We start from the raw sequence: 13,372 nt of genomic DNA on the forward strand, positions 1-13,372 counted from the left end.
AGGGTCGGGCGCGAGATCCACTCGTTATCGGAAAACCGATTCCATGGGGAGATACATGAAGTTCAAGAAGTTCGCCGCTACCGCTCTCCTGGCCATCGCCGCCACCGGCGTAACCGCGGGCACCACCTATGCCGCACCGGCCGAACCCCCTGTCGCCCAGGAGCAGACCGCGCTCGCGGCGCAGGGCCAGGACCAGGGCGTCGGCTATACCGCGCGACTGGCCGACGCGGGCAAGTCCATCGTCACCACCGTGACGGGCGGCGCGTTCACCCTGGACGCGGACGGCAAGTCCGTCACGCTGAAGAACGACGCGGGTGAGGTCGTCACGGCCATTCCGCTCGCCGCGCGGGAGGCCAGCAACGGCGCGCCGGTGGAGATCGCCGCCGCGATCGACGCCGACGGTCGGTCCCTGACCCTGACCCCGAAGGCCGATGTCGTCGCCGTGCAGGACATCGGCGCGCAGGAATGGTTCTTCGCCGAACTGCAGCGCGCCTCGCTCGGCGCCGCCGTCGGCGCGGTGATCGGCGGCCTGATCGGTCTGCTCGGTCTCGTGGTCGGCGTCATTCCCGGCGCCATCATCGGCGGTGTGATCGGCCTGCTCGTCGCGGGCGGCCCCTCGCTGCTGAACGCGGGCATCGCCTACTTCAGCGGTCAGCCCTGAGAACTCTGATCCTGGGCGGCACCGCCGAAGCGCGGGAGCTGGCCCACATCGCTTCCGGCGAGCGAGGATTCGACATCGTCTCCTCGCTCGCGGGTCGTGTTCGCGACCCGCGATTGCCGGAGGGATCGGTCAGAATCGGCGGCTTCGGCGGCGTCGCGGGTTTACGGGAGTGGCTGGAGGCCAACGGGATCGACGCCGTCGTCGACGCCACTCACCCCTTCGCGGGCACGATCACCGCGAATGCCGCTGCCGCCGTGCGTGGTTCGGGTGTACCGCTGGTGCATGTGCGGCGGCCGGGCTGGACCGAGGTGGCGGGCGACCGGTGGATTCGCGTGCCAGATCTCGCGGCCGCTGCTCGCGCGCTCCCGGACCTCGGCGAGCGCGTATTCCTCACCATCGGCAGGCAGGGCGTGGGCGCGTTCGCCGGACTCACGGAACAGTGGTTTCTGATCCGCGCCATCGACCCGCCGGAAACCGAGCTGCCCCCGAACCGCGAAGTACTGCTCGCCCGCGGACCTTTCACAGTGGACGAGGAATCCCGGCTGCTGGCGCGGCACCGCATCGACGTGCTGGTCACCAAGGACAGCGGCGGTGACCGCACCTACGCCAAACTGGCCGCCGCCCGGGCGGCCGAGCTGCCCGTCGTGCTGGTCGACCGGCCGCCACTGCCCGCCGGAGCGGAGGTCGTCGAGACTGTGGCCGAGGCCTGGGAATGGTTGCGGGACAAGGCATCCGGCGTGCGCTGATCAGCGCCTGAGCAACTCGGGCAGCCGATCGAACCAGGCCAGCACCGCGCGCTCGTAGCCGATGCCGAACTCCAGCGTGGCCCGCTGGTGCGGCCGCAGGGTGTCGCACTCGTCCTTCAGGTAGCGATCGAGGCGGCGCTGGTGCACCTGGCGGTTGGCGGCGATGATCCGATCGAGGTGCTCGGGGTCGACATGGTCGCCGAACGACATGGTGAGCAGCAGCGGCACCCGGATCGTTTCCGCACCGGGATCGCGGGTGACCCATTCGAGAAAGGCCTCGCGGCCCGCGTCGGTGATCCGGTAGGGCGTGCGATCCCGCGCCCCGGTCTCGCCCTTGGCGACCAGCCCGGCGGCGTCCATCGCGGCCAGCTCGCGATACACCTGGCTCTGCGTGATCGTCCAGAAATCGCCGATCCGGTCCTGGGCGAGCGTCACCAGGTCCCAGCCGGACATCGGCCCCTCGTGCAGGAAACCGAGCAGTGAGGCGGCCGTCGAATTCAGCGGTTTGCGCCGGGTCGTCGTCATCGGAGGATCCCTTCTCGACGTTCCATAGTGGAATGTTAGCGGAACGACCGCGCTGTCCGCGTTCGGGTTCTCAATCGCTTCGTCGCGCGGCGTCCGGTCCGGGTACGCGCCGGAGTAGGTGCTCGAGCAGGTCGGTCGCCGCCTCGTTGGAGTGAACGCCGGCCACCATACTCTGGGTGAGCGCGGCGGCGGCGAGCACGATGACGGTGGCGTCGAGCTCGGCGTCGGCCGAGTCGCTCGCCCGGCGCAGCTGGTCGGCGACCGCGGCGATCAACCATTGTGTGCCGCCTAGGGTTTCGTCCGCGGTCAGACCCGACCCGGCGAGCATGGCGGCTTGGAAGGCGCCGAGCACCACGGTGTCCTGGCGCCGCTGCTCGTTCATCGGCAGCAGTTCCTCGAGCATCGCGTAGATGACGTCGCGCGGAGCGGCCTGCTCGCCCAGCGCGGCGAATCGCTTGGCGAAGCGATCGCCCGCGTCCGCGCTCACCGCGAGGTGGGTGGCGCGCAGGAAGTCCTTCTTGGTGCCGAAGTAGTACTGCACCAAGCGCACCGAGATGCCTGCCTCGGCGGCCACCGATTGGAACGTGGCGGACTCCAGTCCGCCGCGCGCGATGACCCGCCGCGCGGCGTCGGTGATCTCCCGCCTGCGCTGCTCGTGGTCCACCAGCCGCGGCACAACGGTCTCCTTTCGTCCTCGCGAAGAGACTTATGGTAGGTCGTCGCGAGTCAGGGACGGTGGTAGCGCCGCGAGGTGTAGACGCGAGTGCCGTGCGCGGTCTCGACCGTCGCGGTGGTGGACGCGCCGATGATCAGCAGGGTGCGCATGTCCACGTCGGCCGGATCGAGATCGGCGAGCGACACCACCCGGACCGACTCGGTGGGCCCGCCGACGTCGCGGCCGAGTACCACCGGGGTCTCCGGTTTGCGATGCTCCAGCAGCAGGTCGCGCATCGCGCCGACCTGCCAGGTGCGCTGCGAGGACGCCGGGTTGTAGATCGCGATCGCCATGTCGGCCGCCGCGACGGCCGAAAGGCGTTGCGCCACCACCTCCCACGGCTTGAGCCGGTCGGAGAGCGAGATCATGGCGTAGTCGTGGCCGAGCGGCGCGCCGACCCGGCTGGCCACGGCATTGGCCGCGGTGAGGCCGGGGAGCACCCGCACCGGCACGTCCTGCCACTGCGGTTCGGCGGACTCTTCCAACACCGCCGCCGCCATCGCGAACACCCCGGGATCGCCGGAGGAAACCACCGCGACTCTCGCGCCACGCTTGGCCAGATCCAAAGCCATGGCGGCGCGTTCGGACTCCACGCGATTGTCGCTGGCGTGCCTGCGCTGGCCGGGACGCGGCGGGACGCGGTCGATGTAGGTGGTGTAGCCGACGAGATCGGTGGCGGCGTTCAGCGCCTCGCGCACCTCGGGGGTCGTCCAGTCCGGCGAGCCGGGGCCAAGGCCGACGACCACGACCTCGCCGATCGAATCCGCCTGCGCTGGTGGAGCATCGGAGTGCGCGTTCGCCGTAGTCGAATCCGCTCGAGCCAGCGGTGCGGCGGCGTCTTCGGCGGCCGGGTCGGAGGCGCTCGCCGAGGTCGATACGCCGGTCGAGGCGGCCGTCGCTTGGCTCACTTCGACGGCGGAGCGTGCTTCGGCGCTCGCAGCGGAACTTCTCGGCAGCGGCGTCGTCGGTCGCGGACCCGGCACCAGCGTGATCGAGAAGTAGGGCACGTCGGCGTCGTTCACCTCGGCGGCGGTGCGCACTCGCTCGCGGTCGGTGCTTGCCCGCTCCACATAGTAGGCGTCGTCGAGTCGTCCCGCGTCCGAGAGTGCCTGCCGCACACCGGGATACGTGCGGCCCAGCTTCATGATGGCGGCGGCGTCGGTATCGCGCAGGCGGCGGGTGAGTTCCTCGGTCGGCATGGTGCCGGGCAGCACCGTCAATACTTGCTCGCCCTCCACCAGCGGGGTGCCGAGCGCCGCCGACGCGGCGCTCACCGAGGTGATGCCCGGAACGATCTCGGCCTCGAAGCGATCCGCCAAACGGCGGTGCATGTGCATGTAGGAGCTGTAGAACAGCGGATCACCGGCGGCGAGCAGGGCGACGGAGCGACCCGCCGCCAGGTGCGCGGCCAGTCGTTCGGCGGCCTGTTCGTAGAACTCGTCGATCGCGCCCTGATAGCCGCCGGGGTGGTCGGTGGTCTCCGTCGTCACCGGGTAGACGAGGTGCTCCTCCAGTTGGCCCGGCCGCATGTAGGGCGCGGCGATGCCGCGCGAGATGCTGCGCCCGTGCCGCGCGCTGTGGAAGGCGATCACATCGGCCGCCGCGATGATTCGCGCCGCCTTGACGGTCACCAGTTCGGGATCGCCCGGCCCGAGTCCGATACCCCAGAGTTTGCCCGGTGTGGTCATTCCGCTTCGCTCGCAATCGCGTTCAGTGCCGACGCGGTGATGGCGCTGCCGCCGCGCCTGCCGCGCACCGTCAGGTATTCGACGCCGCCGTAGGCCGCCAGCGCGTCCTTGGACTCGGCGGCGCCGACGAAACCGACGGGGATGCCGAGGATCGCGGCCGGGCGCGGGGCGCCCGCGTCCAGCATGTCCAGCAGGTGGAACAGCGCGGTCGGCGCGTTGCCGATGGCGACGACCGCGCCGTCCAGCCGGTCACGCCACAGCTCCAGCGCCGCCGCCGAACGCGTATTGCCCAGTGCCGCGGCCAGTTCCGGCACCCGCGGGTCGGCGAGGGTGCAGATCACCTCGTTGTCGGCGGGCAGTCGCTTGCGCGTGACGCCGGAGGCGACCATCTGCGCGTCGCAGAGGATCGGCGCGCCCGCGTGCAACGCCGCCCGTGCCGCCGCGACGACACCGGGGGAGAAGGCGATGTCCTCGGTCAGATCCACCTGTCCGCAGCCGTGGATCATGCGCACGACCACCCGCGCCACGTCCGGCGGGAACGCGCTCAGGTCCGCCTCGGCTCGGATCGTCGCGAACGACTGCCGATAGATCTCGGCCCCGTCGGTGAGGTAGCTGGTGCGCACGTCGGACATGGCGTCCACCCTAGGACGCGGCCGGGGGAGTCCGCCCACAGCCCCGGGATGTCGGAGCGAGGGCGGAGGTATGGCCACGCAGGGATGTGTCGAACCGTGAGGCAGGCATGCCGCGGGTCGGCCAGATCGGCGGGGGAGTCCGCCTCGAGGTCCCGGAATGTCCGAAACGGGGACGGAGGCGCGCCCAACTCGGGGCGGGCGGACGGGGCCAGGCGAATGACCCGCCGATGGCCGGAATGGACGCGCAGGTATGCGCCGAACGGTGGAGCGGGCGTGCGGGTCGCGGGTCAGGTGCGTGGTCGTTCGAGGATGCGGGACATGACGATCGCGCTGCGGGTGCGCCCGACGCGCGCGTTCTCCCTGATTCGCTCCACCGTCGACTCGATCTCGGCCATGTCGGTGGCCATGACGTGCACCAGCGCGTCGGCCTCGCCCGCGATCGTCCACACGCCGACCACCTGCGGGATCGGCTCCAGGCTTCGGCGCAGTTCGGCCGGGGTGATGTTGTCGCGGTAGTACACCTCGACGTAGGCCTCGGTGGTCCAGCCCAGCGCGGCCGGGTTCACCAGCGCCGTGAAGCCGGTGATCTGACCGCTGGCGACCATGCGGTCCACCCGGCGCTTGACCGCGGGCGCGGAAAGCCCCACCGCGGAGCCGATCTCCTGGAACGACGCGCGCGCCGAGCGCAGCAGGTGGCCGAGAATCTTGCGATCGGTATCGTCCATCACAGCCCTTCCTCCGTGACGCAATGATTCGCCGTTCCACCGTCGATTTGCGCAACGATTCGGCGTTCCGGACGCAATGCTAGGCCCTTTACCTTCGTGGCAGCCGTATTCCTCACTCCGGGAGCCACGATGACCTCAGTAGCTACCCTCCAGACCACCGAGCCCGCCCCCGCACGCCGACCCGTGCCGCGCCGGTTCGTGATGTGTCGCCCCGACCATTTCGACGTCCGGTATTCGATCAATCCGTGGATGAATCCGGACGCGCCGGTGAATCGCGCGCTGGCGCTCGCCCAGTGGGACGACCTGCGCGCGACCTTCGAGCGCCATGGTCACCGGGTCGACGTGGTGCCCGGCGAACCGGGTCTGCCCGACATGGTGTTCGCCGCCAACGGCGGACTGGCCGTCGGCGACCGGATCATGTCCGCGCGCTTCACCCACCCCGAACGCGCCGCCGAGGGTCCCGCCTTCCACCGCTGGTTCGCCGGACGCGGCGTGGACGTCGCGGCGGCCGCGGAACTCAACGAGGGCGAGGGCGATTTCGCGTTGATCGGCGGCCGATTCCTGGCGGGCACCGGCTTCCGCAGTTCCGCGGCGGCCCACCGCGAGGTCGAGCTGCACTTCGGAATCCCGGTCGTCTCACTGGAATTGGTGGACCCGCGGTTCTATCACCTGGACACCGTCTTGATGGTTCTCGACGAGTCCACCATCGCCTACTACCCGCCCGCCTTCGACGAGACCAGCCGCACCGTGCTCGCGGGCCTGTTCCCGGACGCGGTCGAGGCGACCGACGCCGACGCCGCCGTTCTCGGCCTGAACGGGGTGTCCGACGGGTATCACGTCTTCCTCAGCCCGCACGCCACCGACCTCGCCGCCGCCCTCCGCGCCCGCGGCTACCTTCCGGTTCCGGTGGACGTCTCGGAGTTGCTGAAGGCGGGCGGCGGAATCAAGTGCTGCACGCTGGAATTGCACTGAAGGCGGGCGGCGGGATAAGTGCCGCGCGCGCGAACCGGCCTCGCCCGGTCCACCTGACGTCGGTTCGGGCGCTATCGCGTGCTCAGTCGACGCGGTAGCCGTCGGGAGTCGCCACCACATCGGTGACCTCGCCGCGCGGGCGGCCACAACGGCGGTCGCAGCCGGACCAGTGCTGACGTCCCGCGACGGTGACTTCCTCGGCGGGGATGTTGTCGCCCGCGCTGTCGGTCGACGAGCTGTGCGCCAGGACGCGGCCGGATTCGACTGCCGCGGTGACGTCGGCGCGCACGTCGGTCAGCGACTTCGCGCAGCCGGGCTGTCCGGCGCACGCGCTGACGTGCAACCACGGCGAGGCGGCGTCGAAGATCAAGCCCATCGGCGCGAGCACGCGGACCACCTGTTCGGCGGCCCACTCCTCGAGGTCCGCGACGATCAGGCTGCGCCACGGCGTGATGATCACCGGGCGTTCGATCGCCGCGACGAATTCGGCGAGTCGCGCGTCGAGCGCGCCGAGCCGGACGCCCGCGCCGAGCGCGACCGAGCCGTCGTCCTGGTCGAGCCAGCCGATCGGAACATCCTGGGCCGCAGTGATTTCCACGCGGTCCGTGCCGGGCGTCAGACCGAGCGACTCGACGATCCTCGCCGGACCGTCCGCGACCTCGTGCAGCCGCCACTGGCCCGAGCTCACCTCGAGAAAGCCCTCCGCGGCGGCCAGCACGATATCGACGGCCTCCGCTCCGGTGACGCGGATGCCGGTGTCGGCTCCCGCCAGCAGCAGCGCGAACTCGTCGGGGCCGACCGCGTGGACGCCGATGTCTCCGTCCAGACCGCTGACATCGCCGCGGCCGTCGTCGAGCGTGAACAGCACCCGTCCCGGCAGTTCCGCCAGCCGGGGCGTCGCGCACAGCCGAGCGTCGAGATCGCCGACCAGCCCGCGCACGTCCGCGAGCCCGCCGACCCGCCCGGACAGCGGCGAGGCCACGATGTTCCGCACGCGCTCGTGCGTCCGGCTCGGCAGCAATCCCGCCGCCGTCAGATGTGCGGTCAGCGCCTCCGCGTCGCGCACCTGACGCAGCTGGAGGTTGCCGCGCGAGGTCAATTCGATCGCGCCGTCGCCGAACTCGCTCGCCGCGGTCGCCAGGGCGAGCACCTGATCGGAGGTGAGCCGTCCACCGGGCACCCGGATGCGCGCGAGCGGTCCGTCGGCGGCCTGATGCAGCCGCAGCACGCCGGGGCAGGAATCGGGGGCGGTTCGAGTCATAGCTTCTTCAGCCTACGTGCGCGGGCGTGTCCGAACCCACGGGCGGGAGTTCGTCCTGCGCGCGATGCCGAGAACGCCGCGGCCAACGGCACGACCCGCAGCTTCGGCGGTAGCTACGACCTCGGCATCGAGCGCACGCCCGCGGGCTCGCGGACCGACCGGCTCCGCTCTTTCCTCGCTGCCAGCAGACGGCGACACCGACCGCTCCGGAACCGGGCGTGCGGCGGGCCACGCCATGCCGGGTACGCTCGGCGTGCTCGGCGGCGTCGAGGAAACCGGTGCAATTCCGGTGCGGTCGCGCCACTGTGAACAGCCAGACCCTCTCCGGCGAGCACCACACCCCGATGGGCGCGTCACCCGAGGAAGGTCACCCGTGATCCTGCTGCTGTCCACGTCCGACACCGATCTGCTCAGCGCGCGCGCCAGCGGCGCGGACTACCGGCTCGGCAACCCCGCCCGCCTGCTGGTCGACGACCTGCCCGCGTTGCTGGACGGGGCCGATCTCGTGGTCGTCCGCATCCTCGGCGGCAAGCGTGCCTGGGAGGACGGGCTCGCCGCGCTCCGCGACAGCGGTGTGCCGATGGTCGCGCTCGGCGGTGAGATCGCGCCGGACGCCGAGCTCATGGAATGCTCGACGGTGCCGGGCGGCGTCGCGGCCGACGCGCACAACTACCTGGCCGCGGGCGGTCCGGAGAACCTGCGCCAGCTGCACAACTTCCTGTCCGACACGGTCCTGCTCACCGGCCACGGCTTCGCGCCGCCGGTGCAGCTGCCCAGCTGGGGCGAGCTCGAGCGCGTCGCCCGCCACCCGGCGCCGGTCGCGGGCCTTCCGACCGTCGCGGTGATCTACTACCGCGCCCAGCATCTGGCCGGCAACACCGGCTACGTCGACGCACTGTGCGCGGCGATCGAGGACGCGGGCGCGCGACCGCTGCCGCTGTACTGCGCCTCGCTGCGCACCGCCGAACCCGAGCTGCTGAACACGCTGCGCCAAGCCGACGCGCTGGTCGTCACCGTGCTCGCCGCGGGCGGCACCAAGCCAGCCACCGCGTCCGCGGGCGGCGACGACGAGGCATGGGACGTCGGCGCGCTCGCCGAACTGGACGTGCCGATCCTGCAGGGCCTGTGCCTGACCAGCGGCCGCGCCCAGTGGGAGGACAACGACGACGGCCTCTCGCCGTTGGACGTGGCGACCCAGGTGGCCGTGCCGGAGTTCGACGGCCGCATCATCACGGTGCCGTTCTCGTTCAAGGAGTTCGACGCCGACGGCCTGTCCACCTACGTCCCCGACCCGGAGCGGGCCGCCCGGGTCGCGGGCATCGCGACGCGCTACGCCCGGCTGCGCCACATCCCGGCCGCCGAGAAGCGACTGGCCGTGATGCTCTCCGCCTATCCCACCAAGCACGCCCGCATCGGCAATGCCGTCGGTCTGGACACGCCCGCGAGCGCCATTCGGCTGCTCACCGAATTGCGTTCCGCCGGTTACGATCTCGGCGAGTCGGGGGGAATTCCCGGTTTCGAAGAACGGGACGGTGACGCCCTGATCCACGCGCTCATCGCGGCGGGCGGTCAGGACCCGGACTGGCTCACCGCCGAACAGCTGGAAGGCAACCCGATCCGCATCGGCGCCGCCACCTACACCGCCTGGTTCGACACCCTCCCGGAAGACCTGCGCGAGGCCGTCGTCGAGGCGTGGGGTCCGCCGCCGGGTGAGCTGTACGTCGACCGCTCGGCCGACCCGAAAGGCGAGATCGTCATCGCCGCACTGCGTTTCGGCAACGTGGTGCTGATGGTGCAGCCGCCGCGCGGCTTCGGTGAGAACCCCGTCGCCATCTACCACGATCCCGATCTGCCGCCCAGTCACCACTACCTGGCCGCCTACCGCTGGCTGGCCGCGCCGGAGACGGCGGGCGGTTTCGCCGCCGACGCCATGGTGCATCTGGGCAAGCACGGCAACCTGGAGTGGCTGCCCGGCAAGACGCTCGGCATGTCGGCCTCGTGCGGCACCGACGCGGCGCTGGGCGACCTGCCGCTGATCTACCCGTTCCTCGTCAACGATCCCGGCGAGGGCACCCAGGCCAAGCGGCGCGCGCACGCCACCCTGGTCGACCACCTGATCCCGCCGATGGCGCGCGCCGAAAGCTACGGCGACATCTCGCGATTGGAGCAGCTGCTCGACGAGCACGCCAACATCTCCGCGCTCGACCCGGCCAAGCTGCCCGCCATCCGCCAGCAGATCTGGACGCTGATGCGCGCGGCCAAGATGGACCACGACCTCGGGCTCACCGAACGCCCCGACGAGGAGTCGTTCGACGACATGCTGCTGCACGTCGACGGCTGGCTCTGTGAGATCAAGGACGTGCAGATCCGCGACGGCCTGCACGTGCTCGGCCAGGCGCCCGCGGGCGACGGCGAACTCGATCTGGTGCTCGCGATGCTGCGCGCGCGGCAGCTGTGGGGCGGCGAGGTGTCGGTGCCCGGACTCCGAGAGGCGCTGGGACTGAACGAATCCGGCGACGAGGCGCGCGAGCGGGTCGACGTGATCGAGGGTCGCGCGCGCGAGCTGCTCGGCGCGCTACAGGCCGCCGACTGGTCGGTGGACGCGATCGACGGACTGGTCGCGCGATTCGCCGACACCCTCGTGCCCTCGGGCGCGGCGGCCATCGGCGGCGCGGAACCGGGTACGGCCGGCGCGGTGCGCGCCGTACTGCGCTTCGCCGCAACGGAAGTGGTGCCGCGCCTGCGCGAGACCGGCGTCGAGATCGAGCGGGTGCTGCACGCGCTGAACGGCGGGTTCGTCCCGGCGGGCCCGAGCGGTTCGCCGCTGCGCGGCCTGATCAACGTGCTGCCGACCGGCCGCAACTTCTACTCGGTCGACCCGAAGGCGGTGCCGTCGCGGCTGGCCTGGGAGACCGGTCAGGCCATGGCCGAATCGCTGGTCGAACGCTATCGCGCCGACCACGGCGAATACCCGCGCTCGGTGGGCCTTTCGGTGTGGGGCACCTCGGCCATGCGCACCTCCGGTGACGACATCGCGGAGGTCTTCGCGCTGCTCGGTGTGCGGCCGGTGTGGGACGAGGCCAGCCGCCGCGTCACGACTCTCGAAGCGATCCCGCTCGCCGAACTCGGCAGGCCGCGTATCGACGTGACCGTGCGCATCAGCGGGTTCTTCCGCGACGCCTTCCCGCACGTGCTCGCCCTGCTCGACGACGCGGTCCGGCTGGTGGCCGAGCTCGACGAGCCCGCGGAGTCGAATTACGTTCGCGCGCACGCGGAGTCGGATCTGGCCGAACACGGCGACGCCCGCCGCGCCACCACCCGCATCTTCGGTTCCAAGCCGGGCACGTACGGCGCCGGTCTGCTCCAGCTCATCGATTCCAAGAGCTGGCGCACCGACGACGATCTCGCGCAGGTCTACACCGCGTGGGGCGGTTACGCCTACGGCCGCGATCTCGACGGCGCACCGGCCGCCGACGACATGCGCTCGGCCTATCGCCGAATCGCGGTGGCGGCCAAGAACACCGACACCCGCGAGCACGATATCGCCGACTCCGACGACTACTTCCAGTACCACGGCGGCATGGTCGCCACCGTGCGCGCGCTCACCGGCAAGAATCCGGAAGCCTATATCGGCGACAGCACCCGGCCCGACGCGGTGCGCACCAGGACCCTCTCCGAGGAGACCTCGCGCGTGTTCCGTGCCCGCGTGGTGAACCCGCGCTGGCTGGAGGCGATGCGCAGGCACGGCTACAAGGGCGCGTTCGAGATGGCCGCCACCGTGGACTACCTGTTCGGCTACGACGCCACCACCGATGTGGTCGCCGACTGGATGTACGAGAAGCTCACCGAGAGTTACGTTTTCGATGACGTGAACCGCAAGTTCATGGAACAGTCCAACCCGTGGGCGCTGCACGGCATCACCGAACGGCTGCTGGAGGCGGCCGAGCGCGGCATGTGGTCCGCCCCCGAGGCCGAGACGCTGGATCGGTTGCGCCAGGTGTACCTGGAGACCGAAGGGGAACTCGAGTAGTATCGCGGCGCGGACCCGGTCGTGCTCGGGTCCGCCCCGCCCCCAATTCGTTCGGAATGGCTCCGCAAAACGACGCCTCGGTTTTTATTGCGGCGCATGTCGTTTCATTTCCCGCCGTCGCCGTATTCGTCCGCGAAAAGTCGAAGGGCCGGTGCTGGCAACCCCCCAATTCCTGGGCCGATTCGCTGATCTTGCAACGTAATTCGGTTTCGTCATTCTGTCGACATCGAGAGTGTGGAAGGCGCATCATATCGATGTCCTGAAAGCCGATTCTCGGGGCACACACTATTCGGATCGGCCGGATGATGGGAATTCATCATGATCAAAAAGTTGATAGCGGCAGCGGTGCTGACCATTGCCGCGACCACCGGAATCGCCACCGCGACCGCCAACGGCTCGCCGGGGGGCGTGGTGGCGGGGGCGGACCGCGGCGTCGAGTACACCGCTTCGGTGGCGCCGGATCGCTCGGGGGCGACGCTCACCTTGGCCGCCGGGACCTTCGAGGTCGCGCCGGACGCGGTGTTGGTGCACGCGCCCGACGGCACGGTGATCGGCAGCGTGCCGACCACACTGCACTCCGTGACGGGTCAGCTGGTGCGCGTCGCGCCGGTAATCGACGCGAGCGCAACGGAATTGACGCTGACCCCGGTGAGCGCTCCGGCCCAGCCGGAACTGGGGTTCATCGGCGATGCGGGAACGACGATCGCGGGTATCGCGATCGGCTGTGTGATCGGCGCATTGATCGGCGCGATCTTCTTCATCCTCCCGGCCATTCCCGGCTGTATCATCGGAGCGGTGATCGGCGGGATCATCGGCGCGAACGCCTGAGGCGAGCAATCGAGGGGTGAACACTCCTCGCGAACCCGTGGCCCGTCCGGAAAACAACCGGACGGGCCGCATTCGTGCGCCGAGAAATTCCGGACACGGTGCATTTCAATTTCTCGAAATGCGCCTCGCGGCCCTTTCGCACGCTGCGCAGGAGAAAAGGACCGCGGCCAAGCGTCCAAGATGGTGTGAGGAGACCGCGTCGCCGGGGAGGGGCGGCTCGGGCCTGGTTTCTCCGCGCGCATTCCCGCCTTGTACCGGTGCGACAGGCCGTGCGATGGCAGTGGTCGCCCGGGATGCCGTCCGCTGCGGGGGCCGTCTGCCGCAGGTTCGCCGGGGGTCCCGCAGCCGGGTGTCGACGTCGCGGTGAGCAGGCGAAATACCTCGAAATTGGGGGTCTCCAGGTATTGACTAGCGGCGAAAACCGAGGACACTAGATGTACACCGGAACACCGAAGAGTGCCACACAATCGGCGGAGACGTCCAAAGAAAGTACTGGTAACTCGCACAGGATCCGGCTAGGCCCCCGGCAAGCCAGTCGAAGACCAGGGTAATCAGCGACGACTGAAACCCAAGGATTCGATGGAGACTA

The 13,372-nt window shown here is 70.2% G+C and carries 11 protein-coding genes; 5 read left to right on the top strand and 6 right to left on the bottom strand.

The features are described 5' to 3' along the window. The first annotated feature begins 55 nt into the window (after positions 1–55). Positions 56–661: a DUF8020 domain-containing protein gene (locus tag T333_RS28505; protein WP_496426425.1), complete on the top strand. Its 606-nt coding sequence runs from the start codon at positions 56–58 to the stop codon at positions 659–661. Further along, positions 658–1,407, top strand: coding sequence for a cobalt-precorrin-6A reductase (locus tag T333_RS28510; RefSeq protein WP_355002669.1), 750 nt, complete (start codon positions 658–660; stop codon positions 1,405–1,407). Before T333_RS28505 ends, T333_RS28510 begins: the two co-directional genes overlap by 4 nt. On the opposite strand, the gene T333_RS28515 is transcribed toward T333_RS28510, so the two are convergent. The 5 genes from T333_RS28515 to T333_RS28535 all read right to left on the bottom strand — a co-directional run bounded on the left by T333_RS28515 (position 1,408) and on the right by T333_RS28535 (position 5,692). Next, entirely contained in the window at positions 1,408–1,932 is a 525-nt protein-coding gene (locus T333_RS28515) for a PadR family transcriptional regulator (protein WP_355002554.1), read from the bottom strand. 70 nt (positions 1,933–2,002) lie between these two features. Further along, complete coding sequence (locus tag T333_RS28520; protein ID WP_355002555.1) at positions 2,003–2,608, bottom strand: TetR/AcrR family transcriptional regulator; 606 nt, start codon at positions 2,606–2,608, stop codon at positions 2,003–2,005. Between the two features lie 50 nt (positions 2,609–2,658). Further along, positions 2,659–4,335: a precorrin-2 C(20)-methyltransferase gene (locus T333_RS28525; protein ID WP_496426426.1), complete on the bottom strand. Its 1,677-nt coding sequence runs from the start codon at positions 4,333–4,335 to the stop codon at positions 2,659–2,661. Next, the gene (locus T333_RS28530) at positions 4,332–4,967 is read right to left on the bottom strand and encodes a precorrin-8X methylmutase (protein WP_141810222.1); all 636 of its coding nucleotides are present in this window, start codon (positions 4,965–4,967) and stop codon (positions 4,332–4,334) included. Before T333_RS28530 ends, T333_RS28525 begins: the two co-directional genes overlap by 4 nt. Positions 4,968–5,254: 287 nt before the next feature. Continuing rightward, complete coding sequence (locus tag T333_RS28535; protein ID WP_355002557.1) at positions 5,255–5,692, bottom strand: Lrp/AsnC family transcriptional regulator; 438 nt, start codon at positions 5,690–5,692, stop codon at positions 5,255–5,257. A gap of 129 nt (positions 5,693–5,821) precedes the next feature. On the opposite strand from T333_RS28535, the gene ddaH reads away from it, so the two are divergent. Next, positions 5,822–6,664 (top strand): dimethylargininase, encoded by an 843-nt coding sequence (ddaH, locus tag T333_RS28540; protein ID WP_357254891.1) that lies wholly within the window; start codon positions 5,822–5,824, stop codon positions 6,662–6,664. 82 nt (positions 6,665–6,746) lie between these two features. Here ddaH and cobG read toward each other — a convergent pair whose 3' ends face one another. Next, positions 6,747–7,925 carry a precorrin-3B synthase gene (cobG, locus tag T333_RS28545; RefSeq protein WP_496426427.1) on the bottom strand — a complete coding sequence of 393 codons (1,179 nt, stop codon included), beginning with the start codon at positions 7,923–7,925 and terminating at the stop codon, positions 6,747–6,749. Between the two features lie 373 nt (positions 7,926–8,298). Between cobG and cobN the strand changes: the two genes are divergently transcribed. Together cobN and T333_RS28555 are read left to right on the top strand one after the other, a co-directional pair. Further along, positions 8,299–11,955, top strand: coding sequence for a cobaltochelatase subunit CobN (cobN, locus tag T333_RS28550; RefSeq protein ID WP_496426428.1), 3,657 nt, complete (start codon positions 8,299–8,301; stop codon positions 11,953–11,955). 318 nt (positions 11,956–12,273) lie between these two features. Next, on the top strand, positions 12,274–12,783 hold the full coding sequence (locus T333_RS28555; protein WP_496426429.1) for a DUF8020 domain-containing protein: 510 nt from the start codon (positions 12,274–12,276) through the stop codon (positions 12,781–12,783). Positions 12,784–13,372: the final 589 nt, after the last annotated feature.

The organism is Nocardia sp. CNS-044, assembly GCF_059570515.1.

What these genes read in the sequence shown, in the direction of transcription:
- T333_RS28505 (WP_496426425.1), top strand. Translation starts at nt 56, where the DNA reads ATGAAGTTCAAGAAGTTCGCCGCTACCGCTCTCCTGGCCATCGCCGCC.
- T333_RS28515 (WP_355002554.1), bottom strand. Translation starts at nt 1,932, where the DNA reads ATGACGACGACCCGGCGCAAACCGCTGAATTCGACGGCCGCCTCACTG.
- T333_RS28525 (WP_496426426.1), bottom strand. Translation starts at nt 4,335, where the DNA reads ATGACCACACCGGGCAAACTCTGGGGTATCGGACTCGGGCCGGGCGAT.
- T333_RS28530 (WP_141810222.1), bottom strand. Translation starts at nt 4,967, where the DNA reads ATGTCCGACGTGCGCACCAGCTACCTCACCGACGGGGCCGAGATCTAT.
- T333_RS28535 (WP_355002557.1), bottom strand. Translation starts at nt 5,692, where the DNA reads ATGGACGATACCGATCGCAAGATTCTCGGCCACCTGCTGCGCTCGGCG.
- ddaH (WP_357254891.1), top strand. Translation starts at nt 5,822, where the DNA reads ATGACCTCAGTAGCTACCCTCCAGACCACCGAGCCCGCCCCCGCACGC.
- cobG (WP_496426427.1), bottom strand. Translation starts at nt 7,925, where the DNA reads ATGACTCGAACCGCCCCCGATTCCTGCCCCGGCGTGCTGCGGCTGCAT.
- T333_RS28555 (WP_496426429.1), top strand. Translation starts at nt 12,274, where the DNA reads ATGATCAAAAAGTTGATAGCGGCAGCGGTGCTGACCATTGCCGCGACC.